At 54.8% G+C, this 20,917-nt stretch carries 18 protein-coding genes and 1 riboswitch; of the genes, 6 read left to right on the plus strand and 12 right to left on the minus strand.

Translation table 11 applies throughout. From position 1 onward, the window contains the following. Positions 1-114 precede the first annotated feature (114 nt). Together TMES_RS15135 and TMES_RS15140 are read right to left on the minus strand one after the other, a co-directional pair. Complete coding sequence (locus TMES_RS15135; protein ID WP_085584031.1) at positions 115-939, minus strand: CbtA family protein; 825 nt, start codon at positions 937-939, stop codon at positions 115-117. A 27-nt stretch (positions 940-966) separates the two neighbouring features. Continuing rightward, positions 967-1,140, minus strand: coding sequence for a CbtB domain-containing protein (locus TMES_RS15140; RefSeq protein WP_085584033.1), 174 nt, complete (start codon positions 1,138-1,140; stop codon positions 967-969). Positions 1,141-1,195: 55 nt separating this feature from the next. Next, positions 1,196-1,421, minus strand: a riboswitch (cobalamin riboswitch). A 227-nt stretch (positions 1,422-1,648) separates the two neighbouring features. On the opposite strand from TMES_RS15140, the gene TMES_RS15145 reads away from it, so the two are divergent. Continuing rightward, positions 1,649-3,325, plus strand: coding sequence for a methyl-accepting chemotaxis protein (locus TMES_RS15145; protein ID WP_245835464.1), 1,677 nt, complete (start codon positions 1,649-1,651; stop codon positions 3,323-3,325). A gap of 193 nt (positions 3,326-3,518) precedes the next feature. Here TMES_RS15145 and TMES_RS15150 read toward each other — a convergent pair whose 3' ends face one another. The 6 genes from TMES_RS15150 to TMES_RS15175 all read right to left on the minus strand — a co-directional run bounded on the left by TMES_RS15150 (position 3,519) and on the right by TMES_RS15175 (position 10,628). Further along, the gene (locus TMES_RS15150) at positions 3,519-4,442 is read right to left on the minus strand and encodes a hydroxymethylglutaryl-CoA lyase (protein WP_085584037.1); all 924 of its coding nucleotides are present in this window, start codon (positions 4,440-4,442) and stop codon (positions 3,519-3,521) included. A gap of 2 nt (positions 4,443-4,444) precedes the next feature. Then, on the minus strand, positions 4,445-6,445 hold the full coding sequence (locus TMES_RS15155) for an acetyl/propionyl/methylcrotonyl-CoA carboxylase subunit alpha (protein ID WP_085584039.1): 2,001 nt from the start codon (positions 6,443-6,445) through the stop codon (positions 4,445-4,447). A gap of 4 nt (positions 6,446-6,449) precedes the next feature. Then, a complete protein-coding gene (locus tag TMES_RS15160; RefSeq protein WP_085584041.1) occupies positions 6,450-7,256 on the minus strand; it encodes an enoyl-CoA hydratase/isomerase family protein in 807 nt (268 codons plus the stop codon). A gap of 16 nt (positions 7,257-7,272) precedes the next feature. Further along, the gene (locus tag TMES_RS15165; RefSeq protein ID WP_085584043.1) at positions 7,273-8,880 is read right to left on the minus strand and encodes a carboxyl transferase domain-containing protein; all 1,608 of its coding nucleotides are present in this window, start codon (positions 8,878-8,880) and stop codon (positions 7,273-7,275) included. Positions 8,881-9,427: 547 nt separating this feature from the next. Further along, positions 9,428-10,024: a 2-hydroxychromene-2-carboxylate isomerase gene (locus tag TMES_RS15170; protein WP_085584045.1), complete on the minus strand. Its 597-nt coding sequence runs from the start codon at positions 10,022-10,024 to the stop codon at positions 9,428-9,430. A gap of 130 nt (positions 10,025-10,154) precedes the next feature. After that, positions 10,155-10,628 carry an Lrp/AsnC ligand binding domain-containing protein gene (locus TMES_RS15175; RefSeq protein WP_085584047.1) on the minus strand — a complete coding sequence of 158 codons (474 nt, stop codon included), beginning with the start codon at positions 10,626-10,628 and terminating at the stop codon, positions 10,155-10,157. A gap of 228 nt (positions 10,629-10,856) precedes the next feature. On the opposite strand from TMES_RS15175, the gene putA reads away from it, so the two are divergent. The 3 genes from putA (at position 10,857) to TMES_RS15190 (ending at position 15,962) form a co-directional block, all read left to right on the plus strand. Further along, on the plus strand, positions 10,857-14,666 hold the full coding sequence (gene putA, locus TMES_RS15180) for a bifunctional proline dehydrogenase/L-glutamate gamma-semialdehyde dehydrogenase PutA (protein WP_085584049.1): 3,810 nt from the start codon (positions 10,857-10,859) through the stop codon (positions 14,664-14,666). A 264-nt stretch (positions 14,667-14,930) separates the two neighbouring features. Then, entirely contained in the window at positions 14,931-15,566 is a 636-nt protein-coding gene (locus TMES_RS15185; protein WP_085584051.1) for a BON domain-containing protein, read from the plus strand. Positions 15,567-15,728: 162 nt separating this feature from the next. After that, positions 15,729-15,962, plus strand: coding sequence for a (2Fe-2S)-binding protein (locus TMES_RS15190; protein ID WP_085584053.1), 234 nt, complete (start codon positions 15,729-15,731; stop codon positions 15,960-15,962). 139 nt (positions 15,963-16,101) lie between these two features. On the opposite strand, the gene TMES_RS15195 is transcribed toward TMES_RS15190, so the two are convergent. Then, a complete protein-coding gene (locus TMES_RS15195; RefSeq protein ID WP_085584055.1) occupies positions 16,102-17,151 on the minus strand; it encodes a Glu/Leu/Phe/Val dehydrogenase dimerization domain-containing protein in 1,050 nt (349 codons plus the stop codon). On the opposite strand from TMES_RS15195, the gene TMES_RS15200 reads away from it, so the two are divergent. Both TMES_RS15200 and TMES_RS23340 read left to right on the plus strand, forming a co-directional pair. Then, a complete protein-coding gene (locus tag TMES_RS15200) occupies positions 17,144-17,530 on the plus strand; it encodes a hypothetical protein (RefSeq protein WP_143589682.1) in 387 nt (128 codons plus the stop codon). The two genes, TMES_RS15195 and TMES_RS15200, sit on opposite strands and share 8 nt — an antisense overlap. A gap of 117 nt (positions 17,531-17,647) precedes the next feature. Further along, entirely contained in the window at positions 17,648-17,785 is a 138-nt protein-coding gene (locus tag TMES_RS23340) for a hypothetical protein (protein ID WP_245835466.1), read from the plus strand. A 152-nt stretch (positions 17,786-17,937) separates the two neighbouring features. On the opposite strand, the gene TMES_RS15210 is transcribed toward TMES_RS23340, so the two are convergent. The 3 genes from TMES_RS15210 to TMES_RS15220 all read right to left on the minus strand — a co-directional run bounded on the left by TMES_RS15210 (position 17,938) and on the right by TMES_RS15220 (position 20,912). Further along, on the minus strand, positions 17,938-18,537 hold the full coding sequence (locus tag TMES_RS15210) for a 2-hydroxychromene-2-carboxylate isomerase (RefSeq protein WP_085584060.1): 600 nt from the start codon (positions 18,535-18,537) through the stop codon (positions 17,938-17,940). Positions 18,538-18,603: 66 nt separating this feature from the next. Further along, a complete protein-coding gene (locus TMES_RS15215; protein ID WP_245835468.1) occupies positions 18,604-19,713 on the minus strand; it encodes an endo alpha-1,4 polygalactosaminidase in 1,110 nt (369 codons plus the stop codon). Positions 19,714-19,775: 62 nt separating this feature from the next. Continuing rightward, positions 19,776-20,912, minus strand: coding sequence for an NAD(P)/FAD-dependent oxidoreductase (locus TMES_RS15220; RefSeq protein ID WP_085584064.1), 1,137 nt, complete (start codon positions 20,910-20,912; stop codon positions 19,776-19,778). Positions 20,913-20,917: the final 5 nt, after the last annotated feature.

Consider the following 20,917-nt stretch of genomic DNA (forward strand, 5'->3'; position numbering starts at 1 on the left):
ATGGGCACCTTATTGGTGTCCATTTTTTTTGGTGTCCTTAAACAAAAATGCACCCCGAAGGATGCATTTTGCCGTGGAAGCGCGTTGGTGAACCGGCTAAGGCCGCTATGCCGTCTATGCTTGTGATAAAGGCTTGCGCGCCAGAAATGCGCCCGATAAACCGCCCAGCACCAACCAGAAACCTGCACTGGTAATGATCGATGCAATGGCAAATTCGGCGGCGAGTTCGGCAGGCAGGGAGCCACCAAGGGCTTCTGCGACATGGGGCGCGCCATAAAGATGCGGGGTGACAATGGCCACCAGCCCTACCAGTTTATAAATCCAGCCCCGGCCAAAGGCGATCAGGGCCAAGCCGGCGGCGCCGCCAATAGCGGCACTAAGCCACCATATTTGCCGGGCTTCCAGCGGGGCGGATACAGAACCGGGTAATTCGGGCGGCAGGCCCAGAGATGGCAACAGTGAAAAAGCCAAAAACCCGCACACGCCCCACATCAAACCCTGACGGATGGTAATGTCTTTGCCGCGCAACACAATTCCGGCGCATAGCAACAGGGCATAACCAACACCGATCACGATATTGGCAAGCAAGGTATAGGAAATACGTTCAAAGCCGTCTTGCGGTGCCCAGGCGTTTTCGTCGTGATGATGGTCGCTGGCGGTGGTGGTGGCATCGCCATGATCATGGTCGTGGGTAGTATTGGCGGTGGCGCCTGCATGGTCGTGCGCGTGATCATGGTCAGGGGCGGCTGTGGCAAGGGTGCCTGATGCTGTTTCCGGTGCGGTTGCCAGCGTCTGTGACGCTGTCGTCGCGGCGTCCATTTCCTCGTAGGTTTCGGCCTCAAGGATAAGGGGGGTGACTTTTAAATGCTGGGCAGCGGAAACAAACACGCCCCCAAGCACGCCAGCGAAAATCGCGGCGAACAGGATACGTTGAATCATATCGAAAGACCTTTGGGGCGGTTTGCCTTAGTGGCAGGGGAACGCAAATGCATGGCGCCCGTCATGGGCGGCATTATGCAGGGTGTTGGCACTGGCAAAACCGGCCCCATACAACAAAACCCCGCCCAGAACCATCGCTACGGCGGCCGCCGCAATGCGCTGGCTAATTCCCAAAGATACTGTTTTGGTCGCTGTCGTCATTTTCAGAAAACTCCCTCCGAGTTTTTGTGTGTACCCCGAACGGCCAAATAATTTCGGCCAAACGTCCGTGCAGGCAGGTTTCCTGGCTCGTGGGTCGTCGCTGAAAACAACCTTCCCGATCCTTTAAGACTGCGGATCAGTGACCATTCCCGTTTTCAACTCGCCACTCACAGTTGCGGGGGCAGCCCGGGCGCAGGATGCAACGCTTTTTAACGCCAGACGCATCCTTTTCCCGTGTTCCCTTGGCCAAACAGGCCAAACCCGACACAGGAGCCGAATATGACATTCTCTGTCCGCAAGGGAAAGACAAAACCGCCATATGCAAATTTGCGCAAAGGGAGAGCAGGGCGATACTTTCGTTGGGATTTAAATAAAAACTATTCGTAAGGGGTGGTTTAGGATGTTCGTGTGAAACGTGTCACTGCGCATCAGGACAATTTAGTAGATAATACCTATACAATGAGATAATAACGGCGAACTAAAGGGGATAATGGAAGACGGGGTTGTCGTGTTAAAGAATATTAGTATTTCGAAAAAGATCTTTGGGGGCTTTGGCCTGATTGTGGCGCTGCTGCTGGTTATTACGGTGGTATCGGGCCTGTCGTTGCGGGCGGCCGATGACAACTTTAAAAGTTATCGCCAGCTTGCCTTGCAAACCAATCTGGCCGGTCGGGTACAGGCAAATTTGCTGGAAACCCGGTTGGCGGCAAAGGACTTTTTGCTGACAATGTCGGAAAAGTCGGAGGCTGCAGCGAAAAAACGCGCGGCTGCGACACTGGATTTGAACCGGCAACTGTCAGAAGTTAACACCCAGGACAATGTTCACAGTTTGCTGGCAGGTGCGGCAGCAGAATTGCAGCAATATCTTGAGGCCTTCAACCAGGTTGTTGATCTGACCAGGAAGGGCGATACGGCGTCGCTTGCCCGTCGGGATGCGCTGGTACACGGGACGCTTGATGTGATCGGCCCCCAGATTGCGTCGGTGATGGAAGAACTGAAGCTGTCATTGAAGGCCGAACAGGATGAGCTCGGCCCGCGTGCCAGCAGTGCAACCGAAATGGCTATGATTGTGTCGATTACGGTCTCGCTGGTGGCATTGGTATTGGGGGCTGTTGCCGCCTTTATGGTCGGGCAGGGTATTTCCCGGCCGGTGCTGGCGTTAACCGATGCCATGCGCGCCCTGGCCGCCGGCGATAAATCAACCGACATTCCCGGTCAGGATCATAACGACGAAATCGGTGATATGTCGGCGGCCGTTCTGGTGTTCAAGCAAAATATGCAAAAGGCCGATGACCTGGCGCAAAAAGAACTTGAAGCACAGCATCGCCGCGTGCAGCGCACCGAAATGATTGACCGCCTGACCACCGATTTTGACCATGATGTGAGCGACGCGCTGAAAACCGTTGCCGCAGCGGCGACAGAAATGCAGGCCACCGCGCAATCCATGACGGCAACGGCCGAGGAAACCGGTCGTCAGTCAACCGCGGTTGCTGCGGCGTCTGATCAGGCATCAAGCAATGTGCAGATGGTGGCCAGTGCTGCCGAAGAATTAAGCGCGTCGATCAATGAAATCAGCCATCAGGTGAGCCAGTCCTCGCAAATTTCGACCAAAGCGGTCAGCGATGCCGAGCAGACCAATATTCAGGTCAAAGGTTTGGCCGAAGCCGCGCAGAAAATTGGCGACGTTGTGAACCTGATTAACGACATTGCCAACCAGACCAATTTGCTGGCCCTGAATGCGACGATTGAGGCGGCACGCGCCGGTGAAGCAGGTAAAGGGTTTGCCGTGGTTGCGGCTGAAGTGAAAAATCTGGCATCGGCAACCGCACGTGCGACCGATGAAATTACCAGCCAGATCACCGGTATTCAGAATGAAACCCGCGAGGCGGTGCTTGCCATTCAGTCAATCGGTGGCACCATTGCCCAGATTAACGAGATTGCCGCCAATATTGCCAGTGCGGTTGAGCAGCAAGGGGCCGCAACCCAGGAAATTACCCGCAATGTGCAACAGGCATATTCGGGCACCAGCGAAGTTTCGCAAAATATTTCCGGCGTTACCGAGGCGGTTTCGTCAACCGGGGCTGCTGCCGAACAGGTTCTGGCGGCATCGGGCGAATTGTCCGAGCAATCCGAGGTCTTGCGCAGCCGGGTCGAACAGTTTTTGCACGCTGTCAAAACGGCCTGATGCCGTAACCCGTGCCAGGATCCAGACAATAGCGTGAATATCGGATCAGAATAAAAAACCGATACGCAAAGCATAAAACACGAGCAAACAAGAACCCTTGCAGCATATGTAACATGTTGCGGGGGTTTTTGTTTGGGGAACAGTGCAAAACCGGGCTGGTTTGGCGCGAAAATTAAGCGTTACGCGCCGTGTATCAGTTCAGGTGAGCCGATATTGCCAGTTGCGCCTTGGATGCGGATGGTCGCCCGACCCGGCTGCAAATCCAGTGTCCGGTTGCGACCAGTTTTTCCAGATCAACACCGCTTTCAATGCCAAGGCCGTTAAGCATGTAAACGACATCTTCGGTGGCAACATTGCCGCTGGCACCTTGCGCATAGGGGCAGCCACCCAGGCCCGCCACCGAACTGTCAATGGTGGCAATGCCCATTTGCAGGGCGGCCAGCAAATTGGCCAGGGCTTGACCATAGGTGTCGTGGAAATGGGCGGCTATTTTTTCAATCGGAATGTTTTGCGCAACGGCGGCAATCATATCCTGCGCTTTGACAGGCGTCCCCGTGCCAATGGTGTCGCCAAGGCTGACTTCATAACAGCCCATCTCATAGAGTTCCTGTGCAACCCCGGCGACCTTGGCCGGGGCAACATCACCTTCATACGGGCAGCCCAGCACGCACGAGACATAGCCCCGCACGGCGACGTTGTTTTTGCGCGCCTTGTCGATCACCGGGCGAAACCGTTTCAGGCTGTCGGCAATCGAACAATTGATGTTTTTTTGCGAAAAACTTTCCGAGGCGGAACCAAAAACCGAAACTTCGGTGGCCCCGGCGGCAATGGCGGCGTCCAGTCCTTTCAGGTTGGGGGTTAGAACCGGATAGGTCACACCATCCTTGCGGCTGATCTGGGTCATCACGTCGTGGGCATCGCCCATTTGCGGCACCCATTTGGGGCTGACAAACGCGGTGGCTTCGATTACTGAAAGTCCGGCTTCGCCCAATTGATGGATCAACTCGATTTTGGTGGCAGTGGAAACCATCGCCTTTTCATTTTGCAGACCGTCACGCGGGCCGACTTCAACAATCTTTACCTGTTTGGGCAAATTTCCCAGCGTGCGCCGTGGCATGGTCAGGCCTCCTCGATTGCAATCAATTCGTCGCCGTCGCCCACCTGGTCGCCAACGGCAAAATACACTTCCCGAACGGTTCCTGAAACGGGGGCAGAAATGGTATGTTCCATCTTCATGGCCTCCATAATCACCAGTTTGTCACCAGCTGTCACAGCATCGCCGGTTTTTGCCATCACTGCAATGATCTTGCCGGGCATGGGCGCGTTAAGGTTGCCCGCGGCACCCGCATTGGCACCGGCATTTTCGGCAGGATCAAATATTTCCAGCCGGTCCATCTTGCCAGGACGAAAAATTGTCAGGCTGTTGCCAACCCGGCGCACGTCGGCGCGTTTGCGAATGCCATCAAATGTTGCGGTGATATTACCGTTGTTATGGTGGGCCTGTTCCACGCGCACGGTGCCGCCGCCGGGCAAATCGCAGATATAACCAAAATCACGATAGTGAACCTTGACGGTCAGATCATCGTCATTGTGACGCAAGATAATATCATGATGGTTGTCGTCATTCATGCGCCAGCCATTGGTGCTGTGCCACGGCGACCACGGGTCGGTGCTGGCACTTGCGTAAGTGCGCGATTCGCAATCGCGCTGGTGCAAAACCTCCAGCGCAGCAAAGCATAATGCGTCATTGTCGGGCAGGGACGGGGCGGGGATCAGGTCGTTGATGTAAGTGGGGATAAACCCGGTTTCGACCTCGGCGCGCTCAAAGGCCGGATGGCGGGCGATGTTGGCCAAAAAGCCGGTATTGGTGGTGACGCCCACAATTTGCACATTATCGAGTGCGCGCGACAAACGCCGCAAGGCCGATGTTCTATCCTGATCCCAGACAATCAGCTTGGCTATCATGGGGTCATAATGGATGGACACAACGCCGCCCTGATAGACCCCGGTATCAATGCGCACATGCGGGCTGGCGGCGGGCATGTGCATGTGAACCAGTTTGCCGGTGGCGGGCAAAAAATCATTGTGCGGGTCTTCGGCATAAAGACGCACTTCAAAGGCATGACCGTTGATTTTTAACTGGTCCTGCGTTTTGGGCAGGGTTTCGCCATCTGCCACGCGCAATTGCCATTCGACCAGGTCTTCACCCGTGATCATTTCGGTCACCGGATGTTCGACCTGCAGGCGAGTATTCATTTCCATGAAATAAAAATCACCCGAGGCATCCAGCAGAAATTCAACCGTGCCAGCGCCCTGATAGCCAATGGCGCGCGCCGCATCGACGGCAGCCTTGCCCATGCGGGCACGAAGGTCCTCGGGCATGTTGGGTGCGGGGGCTTCTTCGATTACTTTTTGGTGGCGGCGCTGCAACGAGCAATCGCGCTCAAACAAATAAACCGCATTGCCATGGGCATCGGCAAAAACCTGAATTTCAACATGGCGGGGATGCTGTATCAGCTTTTCAATCAGGCAATGGTCATCGCCAAAGCTGGACCGGGCTTCGCGTTTGCAACTGATCAGGGCATCGGCAAAATCGGCGGCGGTTTCAACCGCGCGCATGCCTTTGCCGCCGCCGCCGGCGGATGCCTTGATCAGAACCGGATAGCCGATTTTATCGGCTTCTGCTGCCAAAAGGTCCGGGTCCTGATCGGCACCATGATAGCCCGGCACCAGCGGCACGCCAGCTTTTGCCATGATCTTTTTGGCTTCGGATTTGGACCCCATCGCGCGAATGGCGCTGGCAGGCGGGCCGACAAAAACGGCACCTGCTTTGGCAATGGCATCGGCGAAACCGGCATTTTCGGATAAAAATCCATAACCGGGATGCACGGCATCGGCCCCGGATTTTGCCAGAACGTCCAGCAACCGGTCTGTGCGCAAATAGCTGTCCGCCGGGGCGGGGCCGCCAATGTGCCATGCCTCGTCGGCCTGTTGCACATGCAGGGCATTGGCATCTGCGTCGGAATAAACGGCAATGGTGGTAATGCCCATGCGTTTGGCGGTGGCAATAACCCGGCAGGCAATTTCACCGCGATTGGCGATCAGCAGTTTGCGCAGCATGTGTTTATTCCTTAATCCAGAAGGCGGATCGTTTTTCAAGAAAGGCGCTTACCCCTTCGCGGCCTTCGGAGCTGGCGCGTTGATCGGCGATGCGGGCGGCGGTTTCTTCAATCAGGTCGTCGTCAATCGGGTGTGCGGCGATGGCATAAATCAGGTCCTTGGCGGCGGCCATGGCGCTTGGGCTGTTTTGCAATAAAAGCTGCGCCATCTCGTCGCCCCTGGCGATCAACTCGTCCGCTTCGGTGATCTCATGGACCAGACCAATTTTTTGCGCGGTGGCGGCATCAAACCGTTCGGCGCTAATGAAATATCGCCGCGCCTGTGCCGTGCCGATGGCCGCGATCACGTAGGGTGAAATCACGGCGGGGATCAGCCCCAGTCGCGTTTCCGACAAGCAAAATTTTGCCCGGTCCGAGGCGATAACAATATCGCAACAGGCAGCCAGGCCAACGCCGCCGCCAAATGCCGCGCCATTGACCATGGCAATGGTGGGTTTGCTCATGAAATTAAGGGTTTTCATCAGCGTTGCCAGATGGCGTGAATCCGCCAGGTTTTCAGCACGGCTGTACTCGGCCATGCGTTTCATCCAGTTAAGGTCGGCCCCGGCAGAAAAGCTTTTGCCCGCGCCCGTCAACTGCACCACACGCACGGCAGTGTCGGCGTTCAGGGTGGTTAGCGTGGCGGTTAAATCGCGGATCAGGGCATCGTCAAAGGCATTGTGAATGTCGGGGCGGTTTAGCGTAACCCGCCCAATGCCGTTTTGATTGATGGTGCAGATCAGGGCGGTGTTATCGCCGTTAACTTTTGACATGGTTATATCCCCTGCATCACATGCGGAAAACGCCAAACCGGGTTTCTTCCGCCGGTTTGTTAAATGCCGCCGACAGCCCAAGGCCCAGCACCATGCGGGTATCGGCCGGGTCAATTACGCCATCATCCCACAGGCGCGCCGAGGCGTAATAGGGGTGGCCTTGTTCTTCGTATTGCGCGCGAAGGGGGGCCTTAAAGGCTTCCTGCTGGTCTTGCGGCCAGGTTTCACCGCGTTTTTCCAGTGCGTCGGCTTTAATTTGCGTCAGCACATTGGCGGCTTGTTCCCCGCCCATTACTGAAATGCGGGCATTGGGCCACATCCACAAAAAGCGCGGGCTATAGGCGCGGCCACACATGCCGTAATTACCAGCCCCGAATGACCCGCCGATCAGCACAGTGAATTTGGGTACTTTGGCGGTGGCAACGGCAGTAACCAGTTTGGCGCCGTCCTTGGCAATGCCGCCGCTTTCGTATTTTTGACCAATCATAAAGCCGGTAATGTTTTGCAAAAACACCAGCGGAATGCCGCGTTGCGCGCACAATTCAATGAAATGGGCACCTTTAAGCGCACTTTCGGAAAATAAAATGCCGTTATTGGCAATAATGCCGACGGGATAGCCAAATATGCGGGCAAAGCCGGTGACCAGTGTGGTGCCATAAAGGGCCTTGAACTCGTCAAATTCTGAACCATCCACAATGCGGGCGATAATTTCGCGCACGTCATAGGGTTTTTTGGCATCCGCCGGAATTACCCCGTAAATCTCGCGCGGGTCATAGGCCGGTGCGGCGGGTTCATGCAGGGTGATGCCGGGGTTTTTGGTCCAGTTCAGGTTTTTTACAATGGTGCGCGCAATTGACAGGGCGTGGGCGTCGTCCTGGGCGTAATGGTCGGTCACACCCGATGTTTTGCAATGCACATCGGCCCCGCCCAGGTCTTCGGCGGAAACAACTTCGCCGGTTGCGGCCTTTACCAAAGGCGGGCCGCCCAAAAAGATCGTGCCCTGATTGCGGACAATAATGCTTTCGTCCGACATGGCGGGCACATAGGCGCCGCCCGCGGTGCAAGACCCCATGACAACGGCAATTTGCGGAATACCCTTGGCCGACAGATTGGCCTGGTTAAAAAAGATGCGGCCAAAATGATCGCGGTCGGGGAAAACATCGTCCTGACGGGGCAGGTTGGCACCGCCACTATCAACCAGATAAAGGCAGGGCAGGTGGTTTTCCAGCGCAATTTCCTGCGCGCGCAGATGCTTTTTGACCGTGATGGGGTAATAGGACCCACCCTTGACCGTGGCATCATTGGCGACAATCACGCATTCAACGCCCGATACCCGGCCAATGCCGGTAACGATGCCTGCGGCAGGCACATCTTCATCGCCATACATGCCCCATGCGGCCAGTTGAGAAAGCTCTAGAAAGGGCGATCCGACATCTAACAACTGGCGAATGCGTTCGCGCGGCAATAATTTGCCCCGGCCCGTATGGCGGTTACGGGCACGTTCACCGCCGCCCAGTTTGATTGTGCTGATTTGTTCGCGCAAATCGGCGACCAGTTTTTCCATCTGGTCGGCATTGCTGCGAAAGTCTTCGGCGCGGATATTGATGGCGGATTTTATCTGCATGTCCCGTCCTGCTGGGTCGAAACCAAACCGCTTCGGGCCAGCCAAGTGGCAGGCGGCGCGGCCCACATAAATGTTATTCTGGCCTGTTGGCCATGCGCTTGTTATGGCGGAAGTTTACGTAAACGGCAAGCATAAATTGGTATTTCAGTACCGAATAAACGTATATGGCCTGCGCGAGGGATTTTTCCCCGTTCGAAACAGGAAATTTCTTTGATACTGAGTTGATTTTAAATAAAATTTATTGCGGTGCAGGCGCGCGCTTTAAGGCTGCTTCTGATCGCTTGGCCGCGCGGTGGTGGCCACAATTGCGCCGCTGTCCGGTTTTCCGTCTGGTCATATGCCGCATTTATGGCGGCACGCAGGGGGCTTGTGCGCCAGAGCGGAGGGTGGACAAGCAAGGGATTCGCCGGGGGGATGTCGATAGTTTTGTGCAGGCAAAAAATGCGAGGCAAAGACCGGCACGGCGGGTTGGCTTGATGGTGGCGTGCCGGTTATGCTCCAGGGAAAAACAGAACAGGCAGTGTTTTGTTCTGCCTGTTCTTAATTTTCAAGCGTGGCTTTTGATCCACTGTTCCAGGTGGTCCATGCGGTCATTGCCGAAAAACGGCTCGTCCTTGTAAAAAAAGAACGGTGAGCCAAAGGCACCCCGGGCGATGGCGTGGTCGATTACCTCGCGCAGATGCTGTTTCCATTTCGGGTCGACGATGGCTTCGCGAAGCGCACCAGCATCAATCTCGTGGCGGGTCGCTGTGGCGATCACGGTTTCGGGGTCGCTCATATCCAGGCCATCGGCAAAATAGCCCCGGTAAATATCATGGGCAAATTTTTGCGCCAGTTTGGGATCGAAACTGGCGATCCAGTAAAAGGCGCGGCTGGGTGCCAGGGCGGCATAGGGGAATTTGGCGGGGATTTTAAAGGGGGTGCCTTGCAGGCGCGCGCAACGTTCCATGTCATGACGGAAATAGTCGCCGCGAATCGGTTGTTCGATCAGGGGGCTTTGCCCCGTTTGCTTAAATGCGGCACCGATCAGAAACGGACGCCAATGCACCGTAACGCCGCAGCGTTGCGCCAGATCATCGATCCGTTCGCTGGCGAGATAGCCATAAGGGGAGGAGAAATCGAAGTAAAAATCCAATTCTGACATTGCTTACCGTCCCTGTTGATCAGTTTATTTTCCCTGATCGTTACGGATTTGCAGGCAAATATGCTACTTTAAAATCACAAACGGGTGATTTTGCCAAAGTCAGCCTAGCCGATACTCTCGGGAATGCCGGTTATATAATTGTGATTCCCGGGCGCACCTTAACTTCTTCCATCACCACATAGGTGTGGGTTTGGCTAACCCCTTCGATGGATGACAGGCGTTCAAGAAATTCGCGGTAGGCATACATGTCGGACACCCGCGATTTCATCAAATAATCGAAACCACCGGCCACCATGTGGCATTCTTCGACTTCGGACAATTTGCGTACCGCATTGGAAAATTTATCGAACACATCAGGTGTGGTGCGGTCCAGCGTGATTTCGACAAAAACCACCAGCGACTGGTCCAGCTTGCGGGGGTCCAGCCGTGCCATATAGCCAATGATAAAACCCTGCTGTTCCAGGCGGCGCACACGCTCAAGACAGGGGGTCGGGCTTAGATTGACCCGGCGGGACAGTTCCACATTCGACATTCTGCCATCATGTTGCAGTTCCCGCAGGATTTGCTTGTCGATCTTATCGAGATTTTTGACATTCTTCTGCATTTATTGGCCTCAGCCAGTGTTTCAAGCTGCATTATAGAAGTTATGCTGGATGATATATCGCAATTTTGCGAAAAATGGCAGCATATTTTTCTAAATCGTCATTATTCTGGAGCCATTACAGAGGCCCTTGCGTTTCAACTATGTCGGGAAAAGCGGATGATAACCGTCCCGCATGATTGATGCGCCTGATTGCGGGCCGCGTCTTTTTGAACAGGGAGTTTTTGCGTGATGTTTCGTTCCCCCTTGCCAGTAACCGATAAATTGCGGGCCAAGATTTTGGCGACATATCGGTGCGATGAAGAAGCCGTTGTCAATTACCTGATCGAACAGGCAACGGTATCGCCACAAGACAAGGCAAGGGTGCAGGAAAAGGCCTATCAACTGGTGGCCAATGTGCGCGCTGCCGATACAGGCAAGACCGGCATCGATGCATTGCTGCATGAATATGAACTGACCAGCAAGGAAGGCGTGATCCTGATGTGTCTGGCCGAAGCATTGCTTCGTGTGCCCGATGCGGTGACTGCCGATAAACTTATCCAGGACAAATTGTTTGATGCCGACTGGAACAGCCATTTGGGCCATAGCGGCAGCTTTTTTGTTAATGCCTCGACCTGGGGATTGATGCTGACCGGGCGGGTTATTCGGTTTGGTCGTGAAGACCGTGCCAACCCCGGTGCCTTGGTTAAACGCATGATTGCCCGGTCGGGCGAGCCGGTTATTCGCCGGGCGTTTAATCAGGCCATGCGCGTGATGGGCCGCCAGTTTGTGATGGGCCGCACCATTGCCGAGGCCGCCGAACGCGCGCGTGCGAACGAAGAAAAAGGTTACCGCTATTCCTATGACATGCTGGGCGAAGCGGCCCGCACCATGGAAGATGCGGATCGTTATTTCAAATCCTATGAAAATGCCATTCATGAAATTGGTAAGGTTGCCAAAGGGCGCGGGCCAATCGACAGCCCCGGTATCTCAGTAAAATTATCGGCCATTCATCCCCGTTATGATTTTGCCAATCGCGACCGGGTGATGGATGAACTTGTCCCGCGCCTCAAGGCGCTGGTGATGATGGCAAAAAAACACGATATCGGCTTTACTGTCGATGCCGAGGAAGCCAACCGGTTGGACCTGTCGCTTGACGTAATCGAAGCCGTATTTGCCGACCCGGATCTTGATGGTTGGGAAGGCTTTGGCCTGGCGGTGCAGGCCTATCAGAAACGCGCTTATCATGTGCTGGAATGGTTGGCCGATCTGGCAACCCGGGTGGGCCGTAAAATGATGGTGCGGCTGGTCAAGGGTGCATATTGGGATACCGAAATTAAAAACAGCCAGGAAAACGGTTTTGAAGGTTACCCGGTTTTCACCCGCAAGGCGGCGACCGATGTTTCCTATATCGCCTGTGCGCGCTTGATGCTGTCGCGCCGTGATGCGTTTTATTGCCAGTTTGCCAGCCACAACGCCCACACCGTTGCCGCCATTCTGGCGATGGCGGGCAATGACCGCACCTTTGAATTTCAGCGCCTGCATGGCATGGGCGAGGCCCTGTATGAACAGATTGTGGGTAAAAACGGCGAAAACATTCCCTGTCGTGTTTATGCCCCGGTCGGCACCCATGAAGATCTGCTGGCTTATCTGGTGCGGCGTTTGTTGGAAAACGGGGCCAATACCAGCTTTGTCAACCGCATTCAGGATGAACAACTGCCGATCGAGGAAATGGTCACTGATCCGGTTGAGAAAATGGCAGCCTTGCCGCGCAAGGCGCATCCGAAAATTCCGGCACCGGTTGATTTGTACGGGGCAGGGCGCGTTAATTCACGCGGGATGGATCTAACCGACCCGACCAAACTGGTGCCGCTGGTTGAGCATATGAAAGAACTGGCCGGAACGGGCTGGCGTGCCGCCCCGCTGATCAATGGCGAATGGCAGGATGGCGAAAGCCACGACGTGATCAGCCCGGTGGATCGCAGCGAAACGGTCGGCACGGTGGTTTTGGCCGGGGCCGAACAGGTGGAAGCCGCCCTTGTTACCGCCAGCGCCGGTTACCCGGCATGGAACGCCACACCGGCAAGCGAACGGGCAGCGTGCCTGCGTCGCGTTGGCGATTTGCTGGAAGATAACCTGGATACGTTTATTTTGCTGTGCCAGCGCGAAGCCGGAAAGCTTTATTCCGACGGGGTTGCCGAAGTGCGCGAGGCAGTCGATTTTTGCCGCTATTACGCCAATCGCTGCGAAGAACTTTATCGCGACGGTAGCATGATGGAAGGGCGCGGGGTGTTTGTGTGCATCAGCCCGTGGAACTTCCCGCTGGCAATTTTTCTGGGCCAGGTTACGGCGGCACTGGCGGCCGGGAATGCCGTTATTGCCAAGCCCGCCGAACAAACATCGCTGATTGCGGCAAAGGCCGCTGAGTTGATTTTGGCTGCCGGTGTGCCGGGCAGTGCCTTTCAGTTGTTGCCCGGCTCGGGTCGCAAGCTGGGCGATATTCTGATCAATGATCGCCGGGTGGCCGGGGTGGCCTTTACCGGATCAACCGAAACAGCCCAGCTTATTAACCGCAACCTTGCCAAGCGGCCCGGCGCACCGGTGCCGCTTATTGCCGAGACCGGTGGCCAGAACGCCATGATTGTCGATTCTACCGCCCTTCCCGAACAGGTGGTGCAAGATGTGGTGATATCGGGTTTCCAGTCTGCCGGGCAGCGTTGTTCGGCTTTGCGGGTGCTGTTTGTGCAGGAAGATATCGCCGACAAACTTTGCCATATGCTGGTTGGCGCGATGAAGGAATTGCGGGTGGGTGACCCGGCCTATCTTGATATTGATGTGGGGCCGGTGATTGACGATGCGGCGCGTGCCATGTTGCAAAAACATGCCGATCGTATGAAGCGCGAGGCAAAATTGCTGTATGCCTGCGACATGTTGCCAGAAACCGACAAAGGCACATTTTTTGCCCCGCATTGCGTGGAAATTCCCAGCCTTGATATGCTGGAACGCGAGGTGTTTGGCCCGATTGTGCATGTTGTGCGGTTCAAAGCCCGCGAGTTGGACAAGGTCTTGGACCAGATCAACGATGCGGGTTACGGCCTGACACTGGGTGTGCATTCGCGCATTGATGGCACGGCACGCCACATTGCCGAGAAATTGCGGGTTGGGAACTGCTATATCAACCGCAACATGATTGGGGCGGTTGTCGGTGTGCAGCCTTTTGGCGGGCAGGGTAAATCGGGCACCGGGCCAAAGGCCGGGGGCCCGCATTATGTTGCGCGCTTTGCCAAACCGGTTGTTGATCAGGGCAAGGTTGCGGTGGGCGATACGACCACGCCGAATGATCGCGAAACCATTTTTGTAAACACACCTGTCCCGACCAGCGAACTAGCCCGGCTTGGCAAAAGCCAGATCGAATGGCAAAAAACGCCCGGTGATAAACGCATGAATGCGTTGGAAAGCCTGGCATCGGCGCTGGTGGCGGAAGGCAGTGATGAACTGGCCGAAGGCGCACAACATTTTGCCGATTTTGCTGCGATTTCTCAAAATGGCTTTGTGGCACCGGTACGTTTGCCCGGACCGACGGGTGAAACCAACGATCTGGAATTGCTGGGCCGTGGGGTTTACCTGGTTCAGGCCGATCACGGGGCCGAACCGGGCCGGGTGATGCGCCATATTGCGGCGGCGGTGGCTGCGGGCAATGCGGTGCTGGTGGCGGGTAACGATAAATGGTTGTCGCGCGTGGAAAAGCAGTTTGCGACAAGTGATATGCCCAAATCATTGCTGTGTGTTGTTGGTGATGACGCCGGGTTGGCGACGATGAATGGCGGCAACATTGCCGGTGTTTCGTGCGTGGCACCGTTGCCGCGTGTGACGGTGTTTAAACAGGTGCTGGCGCGGCGGGACGGGGCGATATTGTCGCTGATATCCGATAGTGGCATTGAAGATGATGGTGCCCTGCCAGCCGAGATGTTCATGCATCGTTTTGCCACCGAAAAAACTGTGACCATCAACACCACGGCTGCCGGGGGCAATGCGTCTCTGATGTCGATGGAAGAAGCCTGATCGGGCAAATCTCGAGCGGTTCTGAACGGCAAAGTGCCCGCAGCGATGTGTTGTGGGCACTTTTGTTTGGAAATTTCAATAAAAGCGCAGCAATTACCGAAGATATTTTGAATTGCCATATTCGCGGACTTATTTCGTCATAATGTGTTGGCATAACAGCAAAAATCATATGGTCGCGCCGGGCTTGCCAGCCGGGCGTATTATTTGAATAGTTGGCAAGTTTGAATGACGGCCCCACAGGCACGTAAAACAAGGAGCATCGCGATGACGAAGATTTCACAAGGGTGGCGCAAGACATTGCAGGTTGTCGCACTGGGTATTGTCTTTAGCGCTCCGCTGGCGGCTTGCGGTCCGTTGCAAATGCCGGTCGAAAACCGTGCGGGTGATGATCAATGGCTCGATACCAAAATCAAAACCGGCATTCTTGGCGATTTTGCCGAGGCGGATCACAGCTATCTGATTGATGTGAATGTCGATATCTGGAAACAACAGGTCATGGTGACCGGTATGGTTGATTCCAAGGGTAAATATTACGACGTCATGTCGATTATTCGCCAGGATAAGCGCATCAAAAAGATTTACGACCACCTGCAAATCGCCGATGCGCAGACCGTGGCCGAATATCGTGATGCTGAACAGAAATATGGCGAGGAAAGTGCCGTACCGGCCGATTCGGCACAACAGTCGGTTTCTGATGCCTGGATCGAAAGCCAGATCAAGGCCTTGTTGCTGGCCGAAAAGGGTGTCGGATCGGTTAATTACCGGTGGCAGTCGGTTGGTAATGTTGTCTACATCATGGGGCAGTCAGCCAATAAGACCGAATATGACAAGGTGCTGAGCATCGTTCGTCGGATCAAGGGTGTCACCAAAGTGGTCAGCCATGTCTCGGTTATCGGATGATATTCTAAATAAACGATAATTTCCAAAAATGATCCGCAACCTGTTTTGGGTTGCGGATTTTTTTGTCGATAAATCGCATTATTTGATCAAAATCATTTGAAACGCATTCGCATTTGCATTATTGAGACTGGGTGTAACTAATAACTGATTGCATTTGCATTTATGTTTGTTTGTGTTTGTAATGCCCTTAATCAGGGCGATGTAAAACGCGCCGCGACGCAAGGCAATGCCACGCGTCCGGCGGAAGTTTTCCGTTTTCACGGCTGCAAACCTCAATGCGGCAAATGTGCCTGTCATATGCGGGCTGAACTGAACCAGCATTGCTGCTTTGGCGAACATGGTCAGGATCGTGTTGTGGCCAATGTGGCGGCTGATCAGGCGATTGCGGCAGAATAAACAAGATGTGCGGCGCTGTTATTGTGGCGGGTAACCGAACCGTTCTGTGGCGGCATCATGTTGTTAGTATTAAAAAAGGCGAAGCCATCGGGGCCTCGCCTTTGTTGTTTCTGTCATCGGGCAAGATTATAAAGCGATGTTAACCGGTCTTGCCAAAGCGTTCTTCGGCCAGCCGGTCGGCTACAAAACCGGTTGATTTGTTGTCGCGTGCGGCGCGTTCAAAAATTTCGCGGACGGTGGCACCAATACTTTCGATATGGCGGTTGGTTTCGGCCACCGGACGTCCTTCGCGGCAATAATGCACTTCGACCACACCACCTGCATTAATCACGTAATCCGGGGCGTAAAGCACGCCCATCTCGCGCAGCATTTCGCCGTGGCGGTCTGCTTCAAGCTGGTTGTTGGCCGCCCCGGCAATGATCCCGGCTTTTATTTGGGCAATCGAGGTATCGTTAATGACCCCGCCTAGGGCACAGGGTGCCAGAATGTCGGCATTTACCGACAGGATTTCGTCGATGGAAACCGCCGTTGCACCCAGTTCGGTGGTGGCACGTTCGACTGCTGCGGGGTTGATATCGGCCACGATAAGTTCCGCCCCGGCATTGTGCAGCATGGCACATAAATGAAAGCCGACATTGCCCAAACCCTGCACGGCAACCCGCATGCCGGTTAAATCATCGCTGCCCTGTTTGAATTTGACGGCTTCTTTGAGGCCGATAAACACCCCATAGGCAGTGAAGGGCGAGGGATCGCCGGTGCGTTTCGCATCCTTGCCATCGTTGATGCCGCCCACATGGCGGGTGTGGCGGGCAATTTCCTGCATATCAGTCGGGCTGGTGCCGACATCCTCGGCCACGATGTAACGGCCATTCAGGCGCTCGATCGCGCGGCCAACGGCATGGAATAGCGACGGGGTCTTGTGGCTGCGCGGATTGCCAATAATGACAGACTTGCCCCCGCCCAGCGGCAAATTGACCAGGGCTGATTTATAGGTCATGCCGCGTGACAGGCGTAATACGTCGTGAATGGCTTCCTGTTCGCTGGCGTAGGGCCACATGCGGCAGCCGCCAAGCGACGGACCCAGATTGGTGTTATGAACCGCGATAATGGCCTTCAGGCCGGTTTCCGGGTCGCTGGCAAACACAACCTGTTCATGGTTATCAAAGGCGGAATCGGAAAAAATGGTCATCCTCGTGCAGCCTCCCGGGCTGTTTTGTTTTGATTGGGGCGAAGAAAAACGTTTCTTCCCCCTGAATGTTTGCTGTGAGCGGACAATCGGCAAACGGAAAATTGTGCCGGGATTAAAAAAGACCGTTTCGAAGAAAAAGCCTGCGGTTGCGCGGAATTTAATGTCCGGGACAGAGCTGTTTTGTAATTTTATTTCGTGCAATTATTGCAAGGCGACCATGCAAAACCGGCGCGCTGTGGTTTTGCATGTTTCAATTAAATTACGATTCAGGTTAGATGATTTACGGCTCGTTAAACTACTGGTCGCAGACTTGTGGTTGATATTTCATTTTTATGAGAAATATCATCAGGACATATCAAAGCGTCTGGTCGGACGCTGACAGCAAAAGGAGTTTCGGGGGATGTCAGCTTTTACAGACCACCGGAAGCGCGTTTATCAAGTTGGGTTACACAATCAAATCGTGCGTGAATGCGTAAAGGAAAACCGTTCTCACGCCATGTATGATGATCGTTGGGCTGATGTTCAGACCCACGAAGTTGCCGCACAGACCAAAACAAAGGCACTTGCCCTGATCGAAAAAAATTATCCGTCCTGTGACGGGTTTGTGGTCGATCACGTCAAACGCCACGATTGATATTTGGCTGCGTCAGTGCGCCATAAACGGGTGGCGCGCAGCTCGCAGTTCTGTCGCATATGGTTTATAAAACAAAGGGCGGGAACCACCCCCGCCCTTTGTGTTTCACGTAAATTTGGCAGGCATTTGTCCGCACGCGGCGGATGGAAAAGCTAGTCTTGCGTGGCCAGTGCACGTTCGACAAATTCCAGTCGGTCCTGCCCCCAGAACATTTCATCTCCGAGAAAATAGGTCGGCACGCCAAAAATATTGGCGGTTTTGGCATCCTCGGTATAGGCGTCATAGGTATCAAGGACGGCACCGTCCCCGGCCAGTTCAAGATAGTCTGACGACAGGCCGTTGTGATGCAGGGCAGCCGCAATGACGTCGGGCGAGGCCGCATCACGCTGATTGACCCAAATGTCACGCATGATGGTTTCAATCAGGTTTGACACATCCTGACCGTCAAGTTTGGCCGCGATGATGGTGCCAGCAGCCAGCGATTCGTTGATCGGGAAAAATTCCGGCGTTTCATTTAGCGGTATATCAAGATAGCTGCGCCAGCGTTTTAATTCGACCATGCGATAGGCCTGGCGCGGCACGGGGCGCTGTTTAAGGGGCACCCCGCCGCCATGTTTGAAAATCTCGCTGGATTTCACCGGGCGGTGGTCAATTTTGGCATTGTGGCGGGCAGCAATTTCGATGGCCCGGCGAATGCCAAAAAACGCCCAGGGTGACTGGACGAAAAAATAGTGGGTAATAATCCTGGACAAAGTCCTCTCCTGTCAAGTGGGCGGCGTTGTGCCGTTTTTTATGTCGATATAGCGTCAGATTTTGTCTTATTGGTCAATCCACCAGCGATAATCGTCGATGCCGTCGACCACGATACCATCAAAGCCCATTTGCATCAGACCGGCGACATAACTGTTGGCATTGCCAAAAATAATGTTCTGCCATTGCGGGTCCCAGTAATAGACGTGGTTTTCCTGGCCCCAGCGGCCTGTGTTGCTGGCACTGCTGATGAAATCGGGCGATCCGGCGCGCCAGTCACTGCGCCAGTAATAGCGATAGGTCTGCGCTGTTCCGATGTCGATATAGGCCAGCAAAAGGCGCGGCGTACCAATTTTCTTATAGCGCAGCTTGCGTATGTCATCGAAGGAAAGCGGCGTCATGCCCCGGTGAAAGGCATCCAGGATTAAAATGTCGTAATTGGTGCTTGCCAGCGCATTAACATAGGCATCCTTGTTGCCAAATGGCGCACTGTCCACGACCATGGCAAAATTGCGCGCCTTGTGAATGTCATCAACCACGAACGGGTTTTCGTGATATGGCGTGGCTGGAACCTTTGCCAGTGCAGCCAGTTGCATGTCGGGCGGCGGGGCCGCGTAATAAAGCGGGGTCAGGTCTTTCATCTTGTCCCGCGCCTTGCGGATATTTTCAGGCTTGTCGGTATAATCAAGCATGAAAAACTGCATGCCGGTGTTGGAAAGCCGCTCCAGATATTGCCGGTCGTATTTAACCTCGCCCTCGCCGGTTTCCTTGTTATAGCCATCACGGCCATAATTAGGGGCTTCAACCAGAATGCCATCCAGGGCGCGTATATAATTACGCGCCGGTTTGGCATCGGATTTTGTCACAAACAGGCCCGGTTCGATAAACGTCGTCAGGTCCAGCCCGTCCATGGCAATGATCGAGAAATCCGTGCGTTGGGCCTTGGTCCAGCGGCTGAGCGAGATCACCATTTTACGCATTTCTTCGGCGAAATCGCGTTTGGGCTTGGTGTCGTCTTTGCCATCATCGGCCAGTTCCGGGCCGTTGGCCAAGCTGTTGGCGGGCGGAATAAAAGGTTCCAGTCCCTGGGCCTGCGCGGTTGCGGGTAACAAGATGATGGTTGTTGCAACAATCATGACGGCCCCGGCAATGCCAAACAGCGCGCCGCGAAGCGACACAGAATTGCACCATATGTTGTGCCGCGGGTAAAACAGGGGCGGGCGGGGGGCATGAACCATGATTAATGCGCTTCTTTTTCTGCCAGTGACGGGGACAATTGATGACACACATGGTCGCCAATCGCCATAGAGGCGGTAAGGCCCGGCGATTCAATGCCATAAAGGGCGACCAGACCCTTTAGCCCGTGGGAGCGCGGGCCGGATATCATGAAATCGCAGGCGGCTTCGCCCTTTGCCTGTATTTTGGGGCGAATACCGGCATAGCCCGGTTGCAAGGCCGTTTCGTCAAGATCGGGGTAATATCGGCGAATGGCTTGGGCAAAATCGGTCCGGCGGTTTTCATCAACCGAATAATCAGGTTTTTCGATCCAGGTAACATCGGGGCCAAATCGCGCTTGGCCCCCCAGATCCAACGTTAGATGAATACCCAGCCCGGCCTGTTCGGGGGCCGGGTAAATCAGGGTGGAAAACGGGTTTTTGCCGCCAAGCGTGAAATAAATGCCTCGCGCGTAATTTTGCGGCGGGATTGTTTCGGTTTTTATGCCCGAAATGGCATGGGCCAGTGTCTGGCTATGCAGGCCACCTGCGATGACCAGTTCCTTGCACGAGATTTGCATTTCTTCGCCGCTGGTATCGACGGTATCAAGGATATAAAGCCCGTCGCGGTGGCAACCAGAGACAATATGGGTGTTTAACGCCAGTGTCGCCCCGGCAATTTCCGCATCGCCGAGAAAGGACAACATCAGTGCGTGCGAATCAATAATGCCGGTTGAAGGGCTTTGCAGGGCGGCAACACATTTAAGGGCGGGTTCGCACGCGCGGATTTCGGCTGCCGTGCGCCAAACCAGATCGGTTACACCATTGCGACTGGCGTGTTGTTGTATCTGGTGTAATGCGGCGATCTGGCTGTCATCGGTCGCAACAATCAGCTTGCCGGTCTGGCGGTGGTTAACACCGCGATCGGCACAATAGGCGTAAAGCGCCTGTTTGCCAGCCACGCATAACTGCGCCTTCAGGCTGCCCCTGGGATAATATAACCCCGCATGGATAACTTCGCTGTTGCGTGAACTGGTTTCTGTGCCGATGGCATCATGGCGTTCAATGATCATGACTTCGCGCCCGCTTTGGGCCAGGGCGCGGGCACAGGCAAGGCCGACAACACCGGCCCCGACAACGATTGTTTCGATATCATGCGTCATGAATG

The sequence above is a fragment of the Thalassospira mesophila genome (assembly GCF_002115755.1).
Taxonomy (GTDB): Bacteria; Pseudomonadota; Alphaproteobacteria; order Rhodospirillales; family Thalassospiraceae; genus Thalassospira; species Thalassospira mesophila.

What these genes read in the sequence shown, in the direction of transcription:
- putA (WP_085584049.1), top strand. Translation starts at nt 10,857, where the DNA reads ATGTTTCGTTCCCCCTTGCCAGTAACCGATAAATTGCGGGCCAAGATT.
- TMES_RS15170 (WP_085584045.1), bottom strand. Translation starts at nt 10,024, where the DNA reads ATGTCAGAATTGGATTTTTACTTCGATTTCTCCTCCCCTTATGGCTAT.
- TMES_RS15140 (WP_085584033.1), bottom strand. Translation starts at nt 1,140, where the DNA reads ATGACGACAGCGACCAAAACAGTATCTTTGGGAATTAGCCAGCGCATT.
- TMES_RS15220 (WP_085584064.1), bottom strand. Translation starts at nt 20,912, where the DNA reads ATGACGCATGATATCGAAACAATCGTTGTCGGGGCCGGTGTTGTCGGC.
- TMES_RS15165 (WP_085584043.1), bottom strand. Translation starts at nt 8,880, where the DNA reads ATGCAGATAAAATCCGCCATCAATATCCGCGCCGAAGACTTTCGCAGC.
- TMES_RS15200 (WP_143589682.1), top strand. Translation starts at nt 17,144, where the DNA reads ATGGTCATCCTCGTGCAGCCTCCCGGGCTGTTTTGTTTTGATTGGGGC.
- TMES_RS15160 (WP_085584041.1), bottom strand. Translation starts at nt 7,256, where the DNA reads ATGTCAAAAGTTAACGGCGATAACACCGCCCTGATCTGCACCATCAAT.
- TMES_RS15175 (WP_085584047.1), bottom strand. Translation starts at nt 10,628, where the DNA reads ATGCAGAAGAATGTCAAAAATCTCGATAAGATCGACAAGCAAATCCTG.
- TMES_RS15155 (WP_085584039.1), bottom strand. Translation starts at nt 6,445, where the DNA reads ATGCTGCGCAAACTGCTGATCGCCAATCGCGGTGAAATTGCCTGCCGG.
- TMES_RS15190 (WP_085584053.1), top strand. Translation starts at nt 15,729, where the DNA reads ATGTTTGTTTGTGTTTGTAATGCCCTTAATCAGGGCGATGTAAAACGC.
- TMES_RS23340 (WP_245835466.1), top strand. Translation starts at nt 17,648, where the DNA reads ATGTATGATGATCGTTGGGCTGATGTTCAGACCCACGAAGTTGCCGCA.
- TMES_RS15185 (WP_085584051.1), top strand. Translation starts at nt 14,931, where the DNA reads ATGACGAAGATTTCACAAGGGTGGCGCAAGACATTGCAGGTTGTCGCA.
- TMES_RS15150 (WP_085584037.1), bottom strand. Translation starts at nt 4,442, where the DNA reads ATGCCACGGCGCACGCTGGGAAATTTGCCCAAACAGGTAAAGATTGTT.
- TMES_RS15135 (WP_085584031.1), bottom strand. Translation starts at nt 939, where the DNA reads ATGATTCAACGTATCCTGTTCGCCGCGATTTTCGCTGGCGTGCTTGGG.
- TMES_RS15195 (WP_085584055.1), bottom strand. Translation starts at nt 17,151, where the DNA reads ATGACCATTTTTTCCGATTCCGCCTTTGATAACCATGAACAGGTTGTG.